This window comes from Lysinibacillus sp. LK3, assembly GCF_001043675.1.
Taxonomy (GTDB): Bacteria; Bacillota; Bacilli; order Bacillales_A; family Planococcaceae; genus Lysinibacillus; species Lysinibacillus capsici.
Window position 1 is genome coordinate 46,859 of record NZ_LDUJ01000024.1, and the last position, 16,940, is coordinate 63,798.

Genomic DNA, 16,940 nt, shown 5'->3' on the forward strand with positions numbered 1-16,940 from the left:
CTCCTTACAGATCGTCTATTCGTCTGTTTGATCAAAATACTTAGCTAAAGCAGCTAGTCTTGGATCCACTTTTTGTTCGTCAGCTTTTTTGTGTAGCTCTACGTCTTCATCTGTTGCATAAGACCAATTTTTACCACCATGCACTTGTCCTTCAGAATCTTCCTTGAACACTTGCATTGGTACCTCAAGCAAAACTAATTCCTCAAGAACCGGTTTCATGTCGATGACTTCACCGTCAATATAGTGAATGTCTCCGTCATCGTCTCCTCGTTTATCTTCGTCAATCCAGCTAAAAATTTCAACTGTCTCAACTTCAATTGGAAACTCAACATCCTCCCATGTGCGAGCACATGGTAGTGTTAACGTTGCTGTCACAGTTAACTGACATGTCATTTGCGATGCACCAAAAGTACATAGCCCTTTTACATGAACGGGCGAAATTGCTCGAATATCCTGGTTTCGCTCCATCACTTCATCCAGCTGGACAAAGGCATCGATTGGCATCCCGTTTTGGCGGTATTTAGATAATTGATGAATTGACCATTTCATTCGTTTAATCACCTCGAGACAACACTGTTGATTATATAATGTGTAAAAATAGATGTCAAGATAATTTCTTGTCACCACTTTAAAACCCACCTATAATTATATACTATAAGAAGTGTATTTACTCCTAACAGTTTAAAATAAAGACACAAATTATAAGGGGGAGAAGCATGCAAGCAGTTGGAATTGTTGTTGAATATAATCCTTTTCACAACGGACATGCTTATCATTTAGAACAGGCTAAAAAAGCAGCACAGGCAGATCTCGTAATCGCTGTTATGAGCGGCACATTTTTACAACGTGGAGAACCTGCCATGGTAGATAAATGGACACGTACTAAAATGGCGCTTTCTGGCGGTGTAGATATTGTTATTGAACTGCCTTATGTCTATAGTACAGCACCTGCTACAGATTTCGCAAAAGGAGCCATTTCCTTATTAAGTGCTGTTGGTTGCAACTCCTTTGCTTTTGGAAGTGAAGACGGCTCTATACAGCCCTTTCTAAACACTTTCGAGCTGATTGACAGCCACCGTGCAGAATATGACCTGTTCATTAAAGACAGCCTTAAAACAGGTGCCAGCTACCCAAAAAGCCTACATTACGCCTATGAACAGCTTTCTCAGATGTACCCTGCTCCATACATCGATCTTGCACAACCAAATAATATATTGGGCTTTCATTATCTTGAAGCAGCGAGGGCACTTAACAGCAACATTAAACCATTAACAATTCCTCGTGTTGCAGCAGGATATCATGATGCATTAAAGGAAGATGCATCGATCGCCAGTGCCACTGGCATACGTAAAGCCCTTGCCTCTACAAATTCTTTACAAAGTGTACAAAATGTTGTTCCTACAGCTACTTTTGATTATTTAACAGACTGGCATATAAAGTATAACCAATTTGCTAGCTGGGAAACATTTTGGCCGTTATTACAGTTCACCATTATAAGACATACCCCTTCAGAACTTACTCGTTATGCAGAAGTAACAGAGGGCATAGAAAACGCAATTGTAAAAGCAGCCAAAAGCAGCTCTACATTTTATAGCTTTATGGAAAAAATAAAATCTAAGCGTTATACTTGGACCCGCCTTCAACGGATGATAACACATATCTATACAGGGTTTACCAAAAAGCAGCTTCAAAGTTTTAACGCGCCCTCTTTTATTCGGCTATTGGGTATGAGTTCGACAGGACAAGCTTATTTAGGTCAGCAAAAAAAGAATATAGAATTACCCTTAATCAGTCGAGTTGCAGCTACAAATGATGCAATGTTAGCTATCGATATACATGCAGCAGAGCTTTATAATTTAAGTATCGAGCAAGGAACAAAGGATTTTACGCTGCCTAAGGATTATCAAACACCACCTATTCGTTGCTAAAGATATCAAAAGGGATGCTAAAGTCCTTTTAGCATCCCTTTATATTATTTTGGTTGAAGTTGCTTTAAATAATTAATAGCATCGTCAACGCTCTTCACTGGAACGATTTTCATTTTTGTTTTAATCTCTTTGGCCGTTTTGACAGCCGTTGCATAATTCGATTCTAGCTCTGGATACTTCGCTTTCATTTCTTGAGAGATTTCATCATCTGGTGCAAAAAAGATTTCCATGCCGTCACGATCAGCGGCAATAACCTTATAGTCTATTCCACCAATTCTTCCAACAGATCCATCTATTAACATTTCACCTGTTCCAGCAATTGCATAGCCTTTTGTTAAATCTTCATCAAGTAATTGGTCTAATATTTCAAGTGTAAACATCAGTCCAGCAGAAGGTCCCCCTATATCCTCTGTTTTCATCGTCACTTTCGGATTAGTTTCAATCGATTTGCTTTCAGTATAAGAAATACCTAAACCCGCTCTATGTTCTTGGGCGTTAGGAATTTCCTGTAGTGTAATAGTCTCCTGGTGTTGTTCTTCATTACGTATAAATTGAATGGTTACCTTATCGCCAAGCTGCTTAGGTTTTAATAGATCCACAAGCATTTGCTGGCTAGTTATTCTTTGTCCATCAACCTCGACAATTTCATCACCAGCTTTTAAAATACCGTCCGAAGCTCCTCCGTCTAAAACGTTTAATATGAATACACCATTAAAAAGAACCTTTGTCTCTAGCCCTGCTCTTTGGAAGGCTACATATTTGGCATTAAATTGTGAATCAGACATTAACTTTAACTGTCGAATATTATATTCCTCATCATCCTCTAAAGGATTTCGTACTTGTTCAATATCCATTAGCTTTTGATATTTTTGAACTTTCGCCCACAAATACGAAAATGGTGTGGCTTGCTGCATAGCAACTGTCATTAAACTTAAAGACCCCTCACTATCTGCCTCTTTACTATCCACAGTAACAAATTTACTGACATCATAGGCACTTCCAGGTTTCATAATATACGCGTCTAGTCGGTATAACATCATAAAACAAATCACGACTATCAACACTGCATAAATACTAATTTTTTTCTTCACTTGAAAACACCTCCTAGGACGCTTGCAAAACCATACGTTCATGTTTTTGCCTTTCTCACATATATTGATTTTAGCATTTGCCTATGTGAATGACAAAAAGTTGAAACGAGATGATAACATGTTTGCTACAATTCAAATAGTGCTCTGCGTAATTCTAATTCTCTTACTCTTGTTATTCCCACAAACCGCTCACAGTGGTACTGATTTAGGCTTAAATCTTTTCATGGAAGCACTTTTTCCGTACTTATTGCCGTATCTTGTGTTAACACAATGGCTTCTGCGTTTAACAGCCCCTATGCGTACCAAAACAAAAAGGGCTTCTTTATACGTACAAGCCTATATTATTAGTGCTCTTGGAGGCTATCCAACTGGCGCAACCACTATTGTTTATTTGAAAAATAGTGGTCAATTACACCCTAAAGAGGCAAATTTCTTGCTAGCTGTTTGTCATGCACCTAGTCCACTTTTTGTATTAGGTTTTGTAAGCCTTGATTTACTACACAGTAATACGTTTGGATGGTTGTTTTTATGTTTACTACATACGTTTAATATTTGTTGCCTAGTAACTGGCTACTTTTTCTTTCGCAAAACTGATTCACCTAATATCTCCGTACACAACACACCACTCTATAGTGCTCCATTTTCGGAAAGTATTAAAGAAACAGCCCCAACCATTCTACTAGTTGGTACAACCATCATCTTTTTCACAACGATTCAAACCATTGTACAACAAGGCTTAGATCAGCTGATACCAAAGCTTCCCTATACGATTGAGCTTTCCATAGCAGCTGTTCTGGAGGTAACGAACGGTCTTAAAATGACAGTTACAGCATTTCCAGATCTCCCCTATATCCATTTACTTGTTGTGATTTTGTTAACGATGCAAAGTATAAGTATTCACTTACAAATTTTTGTTATCGCCAAATCTGCAAAACTTTCTGTACGACCTTATATTAAATTCCGCCTCCTTAGCATAATCATTGTACCAACTATTTATGCTCTATTTTTTCTAAAATAACAATCGCTCTAAATATCAAAAAGAGGATGTCATCGTTCTTTTGACATCCTCTGCATCCTTATTGTGTAAAACCATATTTTTCTTTTAAAGCCTTTACGACACATGTAGGGACTAGCTCGTTAACATCACTACCGTATTTCGCAACCTCTTTTACTATACTAGAACTAAGGAATGAATATTGATTTTTCGTCATGATGAAAAAGGTTTCGATTGTTTCATCAAGGAAACGGTTCATAGATGTAATTTGCATCTCATATTCAAAATCTGAAACTGCCCGTAAGCCACGAACAATTGCCTTCGCCTTTTTTTCCTTAGCATAATCAATCAATAAGCCTGAAGAACTCTCTATACGAACATTAGGTAAGGTTTTTGTCACTTCAGCCATCAAAGCCATACGTTCCTCTACAGAAAACAAAGGATTCTTTGCTGAATTGTTTAATACTGCTACATATACGATATCAAACACATCAGCCGCACGTTTAATTATATCTAAATGGCCGAATGTTACAGGGTCAAAACTTCCAGGAACTACAGCAATTTTTTCAGACAACTTATTCTCCCTCTTCCTCTGTACAGCGATAAACAGAAATAATTGTTCCGCCATAGGTTTCTTGTCTTGTTAAAACAAACTCCCCAAAATTTTGAGGTAATCCTATCTCTTTTGCATGTTCACATAAAATAATACCATCTTGTTGTATTTTACGGTTATCGACCAAAATCTGTACGAGGTCATAATATTCCTGCTGATGGTAAGGTGGATCTAAAAAAACGAGTTTAAATGTAATATCACGCTTTAATAGCGCTTTCACAGCGCGCTTTGCATCTATACGAAAAAGCTCTGTATATTCTTCATAACGGCATTTTTTTATATTTTCTTGTAGCACCTGGAATGCTTTAGGATCTTTCTCAATAAAAATAGCACGTTCTGCTCCTCTACTTAATGATTCAATCCCCAAGCCACCGCTTCCAGCAAACAGATCTAACGCTAAACCTCCATCAAAAAATGGCCCAATTATATTAAAAATGGACTCCTTTACTTTGTCAGTTGTAGGCCTTGTCGTATTTCCTGCTATTGCTTTAAGCGGCATTCCTTTGCGCTCTCCTGCTACAACTCTCATATCAGCATCTCACCGTACTTTCGTCTATATAAAGTATTTTGCAGCGAAAGGTTGGCCCTCCGCTGCAAAAGTTATTGTTGCTCTTGTTTTAATACTTGAATACGCTCATCCTTTTTTTGTAGTTCAACTAGGAATAATCGTTGTAACCAAGCTTCTTCTACATAATAATGATCAGCAATCTTAATGATTGGTTCAGAGATAGTCGAATACCTACGCTGGTTGAATACATAAAATCCAGGCTCTTTAGGGAAACGGAATGTACGATGCTCACTATTTACATAATAGCCATTCTTTCCTTCCGCAGCTGAGTAGCCGAGGTAAGGCAATAATGTATCTGCCGTATACAATACCTGTCCCTCATAGAGAATAACATGAACATCTTCCTTCAATGTATCATCCACATAGACATCACGTGCATCCTCAAATAAAAGTGGATAGGTTCCATTTTGCTGAGCTGCATTTAATGTAAAATAAGATGTCTTGGCATCTAATACCTGTGATAAGTACTTGTCCATTGTATCTGGTGAAATCGATTCATCTCCAAGCTTTTTCAATGTTTCCTGCCAAGCTTGTTGTTGAGCATCCGTCATGTAATCATTTAATGTCTTGATGATTTTCTTTGTTTTTTCTCCACCAATTGGATCGCTTATTAAATAGGATGCCACAACCTCAGGCAACCATTCTGGGGAATCTACAAAATTATATTGTGATTTGATTTGTGATAAAATTACTTCTTGCTCTACAGCTTGTGCAGTAAGTGTTGGTAAAAATAACAATCTTTCGTCATGAACTGCTACTGGACTTTTTTCTTGAATAATTGCAATATGCTCATCACTTAGAAGCTGTAAATTTTTTAATGACTTTAGAAAATCATTAGGGACTTCTTGCTGGGCATAAATTGATAACACCGGTGTCTGTTCTTGCGCTTTAAGCTCCCCGGCTTGCCAATATAAATCTTGAACAGTACCGTTTCCTCTAAACATGGTGTAATTGACAAGTACAAGTTGTTGTTGACCTACTAGGGGCAAACCCGTAACCCATTGTCCTTTCACCTTACTGTCTGTAGAAATTGAAACAATTGAATACGATGCTTCACCATTTATTAGTGTAGCAAAAACATTTTGAAGGAGCATCTTATTTTTTAAGCCACCCTCAATTGGAATTATGTATGACACAGATTGTGATTTTGTCTCCCCTTTTGCAAAGTAAGAAACTTCATCTGATAAACGATCACAGCTTTTTTCATTTTCAATAAAGCAACTAGCGTTTGTTGCTTTTTCAGGCCATTTAATTTTCACCTTTTGATTTGGTAGGTTTTTAAAATGTTGACGAATATCTAAGCTATTTTCGCGATAGACAATTTCTATTTCCTGAGAATAATGAAAATCCCCTATGCCTGTTTCTAAATCAGATGAATAAGCATGGTATTGGAAAAATACCGTTCCTGTAATGATTAGTGCTAAAATAGAAAAAAAGCTTAATGCAAATTTCATGTGCTTGACCTCCCGCAGCATGATACTATGAATATTGGAAAGGATGTGCAATTATTATGCCACAACAATTTATAGAATTAGGTGAAGGCTATGGTGATGTTTACGAGCTACTCGAAATTATTAAAACCAACCAGGAACGTTTTCATCAAGCCTTTTTACTAACATCTACAAAAGAAGACAAGAAGGTGATTTCTTTAGCTGTCGCCCTTAAACCAGTCGGCGAAAGTAAGTTCATGCCTATTTATATTTGTCGAGAAGGCATCCCATACAATGAAGAACAGCCAACACAGCGACAAAAAATGTTTGAAGCACAAATAGAACAACTCGGTCGAAAAGCAGTAGTTGTAGAAATAAAGCACTCATCTATATTTTCGGAATCAAAACTATTTTATCAATACTTAATAGGTATATTAAGACTAAATAACTATATACCTGCATTAACATAAGTTTATAGACCTACTTTGTAGTCATATTCCTTTGCTTTATCTGGTTTTGCATTTTCATATTCAGTTTTTACAAAAGGACGATAAGACGCCACAACGTCTTTCACAAATGGAAGGCGTTGTAGTTTTGTTGTCATCATGTCAATATCCTCACGATCGCAGTAAAGCACTACGTATTTTTGCCTTCTAGAAATATAAAGAACATGACCATATTTCCGAAGTGACTTCGCATGTTTTAATTGATGGACGTAAACGATTAGCCCTTGTCGTTCGTTCATAGTGGATTCCCTCATTTCTTACATAAAAGAATACCATAGACCAGAAAATGATAGCAACAGAGTTTAGCTGACAGAACGCTCAATTTTCCGTTATAATGGAAAAGCATACGACGTTGAACATCGTGAAGATGAATCAGTTGTTTTAATTAAATTCAATTGTAGCATCATTACAGGAACAGAAGAATGCTGAAAGATGATCATGCCTCAAATGAACCCTTTACAAGACATTTGCACCTCCATAATGATTGTTTTTCAAATAGGATGGCAAAAATCGGCATAAAAAAATCATCATTCACTTATATAACTAATTTTAATAGTAGGCCCTGTACTTACTACTATTGATTAAACAATGAATTCACTACTACTTTTTATATGAGGATAATTGTTAAGGAGGACGAATATGGGTAAGAAAACAAAAATTGCGCTTGCAATTGCAGCAGCAAGTGCAGCAGCTTGGGCAGGCAGTAAAGCTATTTCAAAACCACAGCAACGCGAAGGTAAACAAGCATTACAATTCGAACGCCCCATAATTCTTGCACATCGTGGCGGAGCTCTTTTAGCACCAGAACATACAATGGTTGCATTTGAAAAAGCTGCACAGCTAGGTGTCGATGGCTTTGAAATCGACATTCGCCTAACAAAAGATGAGGAAATTATTGTTTTCCATGACGAGACAGTTGAACGTACAACGGATGGCTATGGTCTCATTGCAGATATGACGTTGGCAGAAATCAATGCCTTGAACCACGGCTACCAATTTGAAGATTTAGAGGGAAATTTCCCATATCGAGAGGATAAATTAAAAGTCGTAACTTTACGAGAGTTGCTTGAAGCCTATCCAAATATGTTAATCAACATTGATATCAAAGATGCTCCTGATACGTACGAAGGGAGTCTGATGCCTTCTAAACTTTGGCGCTTAATTGAAGAACTTCAAGCTGAACATCGTGTTGTTGTGACAAGCTTTTATGGTGAGCAAATAGATCGGTTTAATTTATATGCTCAAAATCAAGTAGCACTTGGTGCAGGTGAATCAGATGTCAGAAAAGCATTTGCTTCTTTCTCAAGTCAGTTTGGACATTTATATCACCCTAAAGTGGATGTTTTTCAAATCCCTCCAAAGTCAGGGGTTATTGCATTAGATTCTCCTAAATTTATTCAGTTTTTAAACAACCTCAATATTCCTGTCCACTATTGGACAATCAATGACCTAGATACGATGAAAAAATTACTCAATAATGGAGCAAAGGGCATTATTACAGATCGTCCGGATATTGCAGTTGAGTTATTACAAGTTCAAGAGTCTAAATAAGACTAGGAATGAAAGGGAAGCACACTGAACTGATGTGCTTCCCTTTCATGTAAATGTTAGATCCATTATTACTCCCCATTACAGTAATACTTATGTTAAATAATCTATGATTGCATCAGTTACTTCTTGTAGTGTGGCAGCTCCACCCAAATCAGGCGTTTTTATACCCCGCGCTAATGTTTGCTCTATAGCATTCAATATCCTTGTTCCCACATCTTGATAACCAAGAAAATCGAGCATCATCTTACCTGTCCAAATTTGTCCAATAGGATTGGCAATTCCTTGACCAGCTATATCTGGTGCAGAACCATGGACAGGTTCAAACATTGATGGATATAGCCCTTCAATGTTTAAATTTGCTGCAGGTGCAATACCAATGCTTCCCATAATGGCACCGCCTAGATCTGTCAAAATATCCCCAAATAAATTCGATGCTACGATAACATCAAAATTTTCTGGCTTCATCACTAAAAATGCCGCTAGTGCATCAATATGATTAGATGCTTGACCTACCTCTTCATATTCTTTTCCTACTTGAGTAAACACTTCATCCCAAAAAGGCATGCTATATGTAATCCCATTTGATTTTGTAGCACTTGTCACATGTCCATTACGTGTTTTGGCTAATTCAAATGCATAGCGCATCGCCCGTTCTGTACCCTTTCTTGTAAAAACAGCATTTTGGATTGCCACCTCTTCTTGACCACTATGTATTCTTCCTCCGCTTTCAGCATACTCCCCTTCAGAATTTTCCCTTACAACAATAAAATCAAAATCATTTGGTTGTCGTAAAGGTGATGGTAACCCTTGAAGTAGCTTTGCAGGTCGTACATTAATAGATTGCTGTAGCTCACGTCGAATTTTAATGAGAAGGCCCCATAATGATACATGATCCGGAACCAAGTTAGGCATACCAACTGCACCTAAAAATATTTGGTCATACTGTTTTAACAGCTCAATGCCATTATCAGGCATCATTTTTCCTGTCTCTAAATAGTATTCACAGCCCCATGGAAAAATTGTCCATTCAAATTGAAAGCGTCCATCTAACAACGCTGCCTGATCAAGAACTTTTATTGCAGCTGGCACAACCTCTTTTCCTATTCCATCCCCAGGTATTACGGCAATTCGATAAGTTTTCATTAATGCTTCCTCCTTGAATTTAATTATAAAAAAGACTGTAAACTAACTCAGTTATTGCCTTCGAGTTGTCTACAGTCTAGAAGAGATATGTTATATACACATCCTATTTACGCTGAGCAAGAGCATGAACCGCCCGAGCCACATCCACCTCCACAAGATGAACCAGATGCAAAGAATGGATTACTAACAGGAACTTTTACCGCTTCAGAGACCGTTTTTCCTATTAATAGGCTAATCTCATCCAGTAAATCCTGAAAATCGTTTTCAGCAATTTTCAAGGCTGAAACTTTCTCATTTAAGTCAAGTGCCCTTTTCTGTTGGCGAATCGACTTCATAATTGTATGGTAGTCCGGATGATATTTTCCGAAACGTTGTACATCTTCGTACTGCTCTTTCATGCGATTAAATGCATATATAGCCTCTACAATTTGTGCATCACTATATACAGCTTCATACGCTTGTTGTAGCGCCATCGCAGGTTCTGAGGAAAGAATCATCTCACAAAGCGCTTCCGCCTCATCCAAAATGATTACCCAGTCAGAGGTCATCATCATCTTTAATTCCCCCAATCTCTTTCCCATCATAACAGATTTTATGGTAATTTTACATTAATGATAATTTTAATGAAAGAGGTTTTCCAAATGATGACAACATCTAAGGAGCAGGTTGAACAGTTAGTGGCCGAGATTTTACAAGACAGTACCGAGGAAGATGAAGAAGTTTTATTACATCTTTTAAATGGCCTACGGGAGAAACAGCAAGGCATTCACCGTCGTTATATTAATGCTACTTTACATATGGTAGGTAAATTTGAGCCTGAGGTCAGTGAGGTCCGTATCCCTATTACACCGGTCATCCATAATACGATAAAGGTGCCACACGGAGGTATTGTTGCAACGATTGCTGATGCCGCTATGGGAGGGCTTGCTTCGCGCTCTGTGCCTGAGGGCTATAATGTAGTTACTACGAACATGAATATATCATATATTGCTACCACTACAAATAAAGAATTGATTGCACGTGGTCGTTTTGTTCATAAGGGACGCCAAACGCTTGTCATGGAATGTGATATTGAAGATGAGACTGGTCGCAGGCTTGCCATTGCTACAGGATCTTTCTTCGTTATTCAGCGTCGTCCGTAATTAAACTCGCAAAATAGTCTTTAATACATTGTTGATCGGAAAAAGGGAACTTTTGATTTTTAATTTGCTGTGTTTGTTCATGCCCTTTTCCGGCAACAAGGACAATGTCTCCCTTTTCTGCCTTTGCTAATGCTTGATGGATAGCAAGTTTGCGATCTAAATAAATTTCATAATATTGTTGCTCTGTAAAACCAGCAATAATACTTTCATTAATCACAATAGGATCTTCATCACGAGGATTATCTGTTGTTAAATAAATAACATCAGCATATTTACTTGCTACTGCCCCCATTGCAAAGCGTTTCGCCTTGTCTCGATTTCCTCCACAACTGAAGACAAGGTAAATTGTTTTAGAGCGATCAAAGGTTTGCAATACTGCTTGCAATGCTTCTGCTGTATGGGCATAATCTACATAAACATCAATTCCTAATGGATTTTCAATCTTCTCTAGCCTGCCCTCTGGTAGCCTTAACGACCACATATGTCCAACTATATCTTCCATAGGGACACCTAAGCGCCATACAGCCATTAAGGATGCAACAGCATTTTGCACATGGTATTTACCGACAAAAGGAATTTCTACAATATGCTCACTCGCGGAAGTCTGTAAACAAAGTACGGTTTTTCCAACTGATTCACTGACGATTTGAATATGTAAATCATTGTGATTATCAAAACCAAATGAGCAAGATTTTTTCTTATCATAAATACCAACAGAACGGCAAAAATTATCATCTCCATTTAATACTAGCTTTTTTGATAAATCCGCTAAACGTTTCTTGGCACGTTTATAAGCTTCTAAACCTCCATGATCTTCTAAATGATCTTCTGATAAATTTAAAAATACACCACAGTCAATGTCACAATGATCGAGCCTATGCTGCTGCAACCCCATTGAAGAAGCTTCTAATACAACATGGGTCACACCTTTTCGCACACATTGCTTAAGAATGGGGTGTAATTCTTTAGCTTGCAATGTTGTTAATTGCTCATAAGCCGTTTGTTGTTTCTCACCATTGATGAAAAAGCCAACCGTTCCAATAACTGCTGCATGTTTATGTAGTGCATTTAGAAGCTGACTAACAAAATGGCTCACTGTCGTCTTTCCATTTGTACCTGTAATGGCGATAACAGTTAAAGCTTCTGCTGGAAAAGCAGCAAGCTTCGCACTTGCATACGATAAAAATAATGCTGTATTTGGAACCCATACAAAAGGAATTTCTTTATCTATAATTGGCAAAGAGATACTTTCTTCTGAAACGATGGCAGCAGCTCCACGTGCCAATGCCTCTTTGACAAACCGACTTCCCGATGTTTTTTTACCTTTTCGCACAATAAATATATCACCAGGTTGTACCGCCTGTGCATAGTCCTCTACACCAGTAATTTCTGTTCGTATAGATCCTCCCGTCACGCTACATGGCCAGTCTTTTAATAACTCTGCTAATTGCAAACCTCATTCCCCCTTTCAGTTCTCTATCATATGACGGCGTTTGTAACGGTGTGACGAAAAATGTAGAAGCCTAAAAGAAGGAGAAACTCCACATAAAAAATGAAGACAAGCCCGTTTGTTGAAAGCTTGTCTTCATCTGAATATTCTTCTGTTATGGTAAGGTTTGATTTGATTTATCTGTAGATTCTTCGCTATCTTGTTTTTCATTTTTCGTCTCTTCATTATCTTGCTCTTCTCTACCCACTTCTTGTGTAGTAGGTTCAAGATATATTTGCGTATAATAATCTACAAAGGCGCCAGAACCAACGCGTGTATATCGATCATTCAAAAGAACTTTTCTATGTTCAGGAGAATTTGTCCAGCCATGCATGGCTTCAATCGCATCAAAATAAGCAGTTGCCAGGTTTTCGTTCGCTTCACTATACTCGATTTTTTGCGTCTGTAATCGTTTTTTTAGATCACCATAGGTTGGAGATTCATGCGCTAAAAAATTTTGCACCTTCATGTCCTCACTATGCATTCTTGCTGCTTCCTCCAATGATTCATCCATTTCTAAAGGAAGTAAATCATGATGGACTCTTGTTACATTTAGCAAATCGTCTAATTGTTTAGCGCTAGCCACATCAATTTCTTGCTGTAAGAAAGAGGAAGGTGGAGCACGTCTAACAAGCTCCCCTTGATAGCTCATTTCATATGGCTGATGAAGGACAAGTGTTTCACTGTCTGTATATCGTATCCCTTGCAACTCACTTGTCTCCCTATCTATGTAAAGCTGTGCATAAAGACCATCAAATTTGATAAGCAGCCTTGTTTGCATATCTTCTTCACTCATTGAGAAAATGAAAATATTTTCGCCTACAGTGGCGGCTACCTCATAATCAATGATCGTCATTCTGTATATTTCATCACGTTTTTGGCCTACTTTAAAAGGAAATGCATCAATTTCTTGTCCTGCTATGTAAATTTGTGTCACAATATTATTATCAATACCAATCATAAAAAAAGTTGAAACGTCTTCATTGTAGACCCACCATTGATAACCAAATGAAGACGGCTCTTTTCTTGCAGGCTCCCCATATTGTTCTAAAACAGTTTGTGTGCCTTTTCCTATCAATGTGGATATACCCGTTTGTGGACGTGTCATTGCTCCTATTGCAGGTTCCTGCTTTAGCTGTGTTTGAGGTATGATATTCGAATTGGTATTTGGGCCTTCTAGTGGCTCATTTTCCTTAGGGGTATTAAAAAACATAAAACCAATTAATGCAACTGCACCACAAACCATTAAAATGCGGAATAAAGCTTTCATACAGGACTCCTTTTCATCACCATTATTGTAAGTTATTATATCAATTGTAATTGGGTTGACACAATGTTGTCATTGCAACAATGTCGAATATGCTCTATTATAAAAATGAGCGTATACTTTGTACGAGAACCTAAAGGAGGACTATACATGTATTTTGAAAATACTAACCTTGAAAATTTAACAGCTGATCAAGAGCTACTTGTCAGCATTATGAAAAAACATGGTTTAGAATGTGATGGCGGCTGGGATTACGAGCGTATGACATTCGATAAACGATTCGATACTCGTGAAGGTCGTTATTACCTACGCGTATTCGCATATGCTATTTCTGGTGACGTAGGTGCACACGATGCTATCCTTACATTAATGAAACCAGTCCTTGGTAAATACTATTATCCGCATGGTGTTGAATATGGCGATGACGAGGTTTATCCAGCACACCTTGTAAAAAAATGTGAAGAAATCTTAAAAAAGGTTAAATTAGAGTTAGATCAATTCTCAATCGAGCCTACAAATAAAAATAACTTTGAACCTGTTAACGCACGCTAATCTTTCGTACATTGAAGTGACGGCAAGTAAGCGTAAATAGCTTCATGGTTGTAAAAAGACTGGTGGTCCAGTCTTTTTTTATTTTGAGTAAAAAAAAATTTTTTTCTCATACTACCTATATCTATTACATGATGTAGGTGAGAAAAATGTTATCATTTTTTAATCGTCCTTTTTTTCGTCATCCCATTATTGTTATTGCAATGGGTATACTGATCCTTTGGTCCATCTCCATATCATTACCAATTTTACTTGCCTACTTAACCGCGTTATTGTTAGAACCAATCATCGTTCGAATGAGCAAACGGTTTAGAAAAAAACGGAAAATCGTTGTCTTCTTCTTTTTTTTGTTTTTTCTAAGTATATCTTTATTATTATGTACACTTATCCTTTATATAAGCTGGAAACAATTTTCTTCCTTTATTATTGATATACCTGATTATCTTAATCAATTGTCTGCCCTATGGATTCAAATGCAATCTAAGCTCAGCAATTACACCTATCATTTACCGGTAGAGCTAGTTTCACAAATTCAATTTATGATTGCAAAAGCTTTAGCATCCATCGAAAAATTTTCTTTATCCTTAACGAACGTCAATGTTTGGTCAACGTTATTAACATATATTCCCACACGTCTTTTTGATATATTTGTTTATTGGATTGTGTTGTATATGTTGCTTTTAGAATTACCAACAATTAATCGTAAATTATTATCGCCCGTTCCTTTTCATTACCATCAAAAAATTATCTTTATTGGCCAACGTGTTAAGCTAGCCTTATTTGGATTTCTGAAAGCTCAATTACTTGTAGGGATAGGGATCTTTGCTATATCATTCGCTGCATTTTATTTTTTAAAAACACCATTCCCTATATTGTTAGCACTTTTACTTGTTGTTTTAGACTTTATCCCTTTTCTTGATTCATTTATTTTATTAGTCCCATGGGCAATCTATCAGGTCTTTGCTGGCGATTATTTATATGCAGCTGTCTTAATTTTACTAACCATTGGACAATTTCTAGTCCGACGAATGATTGAGCCAAAAATTATTGGCGATAAAATTGGACTTTCTTCCTTGAATACCTTTATTGCCATGTTTATTGGTTTTAAAATCTTTGGATTTATTGGAATATTAATTGGTCCGTTACTGGTTGTCGTAGTGCTTTCACTATTCCAACCAACTATAAAAAATCTCCCTCCTACACAGAAATAAGGAGGGAGATTTTTTTAAAATCCTAAAATGGCTTTAATTACTGATGTTGTTTCACCAGGCTCAAATAAAATATACAATAATAAATAAACTAATACACCAGTTATGGCAACAAAGAACCAAATAATACTTGTAATTGGCCCAATTCGTCTGTGTAATTTAATGTTCATTTTCAAACCTGAAATAATACTAACGATACCAAACACAGCTCCAGATGTCGCTAAAATAATATGGAAAATCAAGAAGAACGTATAGTATGGTTTTAAATCTTCTCCACCGCCAAAAGCTGTATTTCCAATAAAGATTGTACGGGACGCATAGATGATAAAGAAAATAAGTGCTGCAACACCTGCAGCAAGCATCACTTTCTTATGTCCCTCTACATTTCTTTTTATAATTAAGCCCCACCCTATCGCTACAAGTACCGCACTAATAACGATAAACGATGTACTAATAGTAGGCAATATTTGCAATTCCATTGTCAAAACCCCTTACACAAAGTAAATTTCTATTCTTCAACTAATGTTGCTGTTGACTTTCCCACTTCTTTTGGTGGGCAGCTAAAGCGTCAGCAGTGATTTTATCCGGATCTTTTTGCTCAGATCGATACCATCTTGTGAAGATCGTACCAATTAGTACACCAAAAATAAGCTCTTGTAGGATTTTCATTAACACGCCACCTAATTGCTGATCTGCAACTGGTTTCATGTCTGTAAATAGCTCTGGTCCAGATAAAGATAATCCTGACAATGTAGAGGCTGGTACACAAAGCTCCATTGCCTTTAACCATGCATCACCGTTTGTGTATGTCTCATACATTGCATTTGGCGCAAAGATGATTAATCCACAAGCAGGTGTAATTAAAACAGCATTAGCAATAATATACGCCAATTTATGCAAAGGCTTCATTTGATTACTATTTGGCATATTTTGAATTAAAGGCCAGTACATAAACACTGCAGATAGAAATAATACAAATGTATAGGTACCATGTAATGTTTCATTTAATTTAATGTAATCCAATATGGACGGTAAATGATAGAAAGAAAATAGACCGATAAATACAAAGACAGCAACAACTGGTAATGTTAGCACTTTAAACAAAGTTCTAACTACAGGTGCCTCAATAGCCACCTTCCAAACCCACCAGGGAATCCCTTTAATTAAGAAAATAGGGACCAGCAATAACAGAATAGCCATTTGCACCATGTGCATGGTAAACATAATATGAGCCATTAAATCAATCGGAGATCCTTTGATAATATAGATGGTAATCATAGCTAAAACAAAGTAAATAGCTTCACTTTTTTTCAAAGGTTCACTTACTTTAAAATCTTTACGCCACTTTGTTGTGACTAAAAAATAGATGATTGTTATAAAAACAAGAACCCCTATTAAATACGGGCTCCACAATGCTTGGAAACCAAATATACTAAGTGGCATATGGAACGCACTCCTTTA

19 protein-coding genes are annotated in these 16,940 nt (G+C 37.0%); 7 read left to right on the forward strand and 12 right to left on the reverse strand.

Annotated features, from left to right (window positions below):
* Positions 1 to 15: 15 nt before the first annotated feature.
* Positions 16 to 549, reverse strand: a complete 534-nt coding sequence (locus VK91_RS17630) for a DUF177 domain-containing protein (RefSeq protein WP_004224818.1) — start codon at positions 547 to 549, stop codon at positions 16 to 18.
* A 167-nt stretch (positions 550 to 716) separates the two neighbouring features.
* Between VK91_RS17630 and VK91_RS17635 the strand changes: the two genes are divergently transcribed.
* Positions 717 to 1,928 (forward strand): nucleotidyltransferase, encoded by a 1,212-nt coding sequence (locus tag VK91_RS17635; protein ID WP_048394678.1) that lies wholly within the window; start codon positions 717 to 719, stop codon positions 1,926 to 1,928.
* Positions 1,929 to 1,972: 44 nt separating this feature from the next.
* Here VK91_RS17635 and VK91_RS17640 read toward each other — a convergent pair whose 3' ends face one another.
* On the reverse strand, positions 1,973 to 3,019 hold the full coding sequence (locus VK91_RS17640) for a SepM family pheromone-processing serine protease (protein WP_048394679.1): 1,047 nt from the start codon (positions 3,017 to 3,019) through the stop codon (positions 1,973 to 1,975).
* Positions 3,020 to 3,137: 118 nt separating this feature from the next.
* Between VK91_RS17640 and VK91_RS17645 the strand changes: the two genes are divergently transcribed.
* Complete coding sequence (locus VK91_RS17645) at positions 3,138 to 4,037, forward strand: hypothetical protein (RefSeq protein WP_231595723.1); 900 nt, start codon at positions 3,138 to 3,140, stop codon at positions 4,035 to 4,037.
* A gap of 58 nt (positions 4,038 to 4,095) precedes the next feature.
* Here VK91_RS17645 and coaD read toward each other — a convergent pair whose 3' ends face one another.
* The 3 genes from coaD to VK91_RS17660 all read right to left on the reverse strand — a co-directional run bounded on the left by coaD (position 4,096) and on the right by VK91_RS17660 (position 6,648).
* Entirely contained in the window at positions 4,096 to 4,587 is a 492-nt protein-coding gene (coaD, locus tag VK91_RS17650) for a pantetheine-phosphate adenylyltransferase (RefSeq protein WP_004224812.1), read from the reverse strand.
* A 1-nt stretch (position 4,588) separates the two neighbouring features.
* Positions 4,589 to 5,155 (reverse strand): 16S rRNA (guanine(966)-N(2))-methyltransferase RsmD, encoded by a 567-nt coding sequence (rsmD, locus tag VK91_RS17655; RefSeq protein WP_048394681.1) that lies wholly within the window; start codon positions 5,153 to 5,155, stop codon positions 4,589 to 4,591.
* Positions 5,156 to 5,226: 71 nt separating this feature from the next.
* Positions 5,227 to 6,648, reverse strand: coding sequence for a hypothetical protein (locus tag VK91_RS17660; protein ID WP_048394682.1), 1,422 nt, complete (start codon positions 6,646 to 6,648; stop codon positions 5,227 to 5,229).
* A gap of 56 nt (positions 6,649 to 6,704) precedes the next feature.
* Between VK91_RS17660 and VK91_RS17665 the strand changes: the two genes are divergently transcribed.
* Complete coding sequence (locus VK91_RS17665) at positions 6,705 to 7,094, forward strand: hypothetical protein (RefSeq protein ID WP_036077099.1); 390 nt, start codon at positions 6,705 to 6,707, stop codon at positions 7,092 to 7,094.
* 2 nt (positions 7,095 to 7,096) lie between these two features.
* Here the strand turns inward: VK91_RS17665 and VK91_RS17670 are convergent, their stop codons facing one another.
* Complete coding sequence (locus tag VK91_RS17670; RefSeq protein WP_004224806.1) at positions 7,097 to 7,369, reverse strand: YlbG family protein; 273 nt, start codon at positions 7,367 to 7,369, stop codon at positions 7,097 to 7,099.
* Positions 7,370 to 7,769: 400 nt separating this feature from the next.
* On the opposite strand from VK91_RS17670, the gene VK91_RS17675 reads away from it, so the two are divergent.
* On the forward strand, positions 7,770 to 8,681 hold the full coding sequence (locus VK91_RS17675; RefSeq protein ID WP_048394685.1) for a glycerophosphodiester phosphodiesterase: 912 nt from the start codon (positions 7,770 to 7,772) through the stop codon (positions 8,679 to 8,681).
* A 90-nt stretch (positions 8,682 to 8,771) separates the two neighbouring features.
* Here the strand turns inward: VK91_RS17675 and VK91_RS17680 are convergent, their stop codons facing one another.
* Together VK91_RS17680 and VK91_RS17685 are read right to left on the reverse strand one after the other, a co-directional pair.
* On the reverse strand, positions 8,772 to 9,824 hold the full coding sequence (locus tag VK91_RS17680; RefSeq protein ID WP_048394686.1) for a tartrate dehydrogenase: 1,053 nt from the start codon (positions 9,822 to 9,824) through the stop codon (positions 8,772 to 8,774).
* Positions 9,825 to 9,931: 107 nt separating this feature from the next.
* On the reverse strand, positions 9,932 to 10,378 hold the full coding sequence (locus VK91_RS17685) for a YlbF family regulator (protein WP_004224800.1): 447 nt from the start codon (positions 10,376 to 10,378) through the stop codon (positions 9,932 to 9,934).
* A gap of 87 nt (positions 10,379 to 10,465) precedes the next feature.
* Between VK91_RS17685 and VK91_RS17690 the strand changes: the two genes are divergently transcribed.
* Positions 10,466 to 10,966 carry a PaaI family thioesterase gene (locus tag VK91_RS17690; RefSeq protein WP_048394688.1) on the forward strand — a complete coding sequence of 167 codons (501 nt, stop codon included), beginning with the start codon at positions 10,466 to 10,468 and terminating at the stop codon, positions 10,964 to 10,966.
* Here VK91_RS17690 and VK91_RS17695 read toward each other — a convergent pair.
* The gene (locus VK91_RS17695; RefSeq protein ID WP_048394690.1) at positions 10,947 to 12,419 is read right to left on the reverse strand and encodes a UDP-N-acetylmuramoyl-L-alanyl-D-glutamate--2,6-diaminopimelate ligase; all 1,473 of its coding nucleotides are present in this window, start codon (positions 12,417 to 12,419) and stop codon (positions 10,947 to 10,949) included. The two genes, VK91_RS17690 and VK91_RS17695, sit on opposite strands and share 20 nt — an antisense overlap.
* A 151-nt stretch (positions 12,420 to 12,570) precedes the next feature.
* The gene (locus tag VK91_RS17700; RefSeq protein WP_048394693.1) at positions 12,571 to 13,725 is read right to left on the reverse strand and encodes a CAP domain-containing protein; all 1,155 of its coding nucleotides are present in this window, start codon (positions 13,723 to 13,725) and stop codon (positions 12,571 to 12,573) included.
* Between the two features lie 147 nt (positions 13,726 to 13,872).
* On the opposite strand from VK91_RS17700, the gene VK91_RS17705 reads away from it, so the two are divergent.
* Entirely contained in the window at positions 13,873 to 14,274 is a 402-nt protein-coding gene (locus VK91_RS17705) for a YugN family protein (protein WP_004224795.1), read from the forward strand.
* A 146-nt stretch (positions 14,275 to 14,420) separates the two neighbouring features.
* Positions 14,421 to 15,482 carry a sporulation integral membrane protein YtvI gene (ytvI, locus tag VK91_RS17710; RefSeq protein ID WP_082148174.1) on the forward strand — a complete coding sequence of 354 codons (1,062 nt, stop codon included), beginning with the start codon at positions 14,421 to 14,423 and terminating at the stop codon, positions 15,480 to 15,482.
* A gap of 14 nt (positions 15,483 to 15,496) precedes the next feature.
* Here the strand turns inward: ytvI and VK91_RS17715 are convergent, their stop codons facing one another.
* Together VK91_RS17715 and ctaG are read right to left on the reverse strand one after the other, a co-directional pair.
* Positions 15,497 to 15,958, reverse strand: coding sequence for a DUF420 domain-containing protein (locus tag VK91_RS17715; RefSeq protein WP_016992774.1), 462 nt, complete (start codon positions 15,956 to 15,958; stop codon positions 15,497 to 15,499).
* A gap of 40 nt (positions 15,959 to 15,998) precedes the next feature.
* The gene (gene ctaG, locus VK91_RS17720) at positions 15,999 to 16,922 is read right to left on the reverse strand and encodes a cytochrome c oxidase assembly factor CtaG (protein WP_004224790.1); all 924 of its coding nucleotides are present in this window, start codon (positions 16,920 to 16,922) and stop codon (positions 15,999 to 16,001) included.
* Positions 16,923 to 16,940 lie beyond the last annotated feature (18 nt).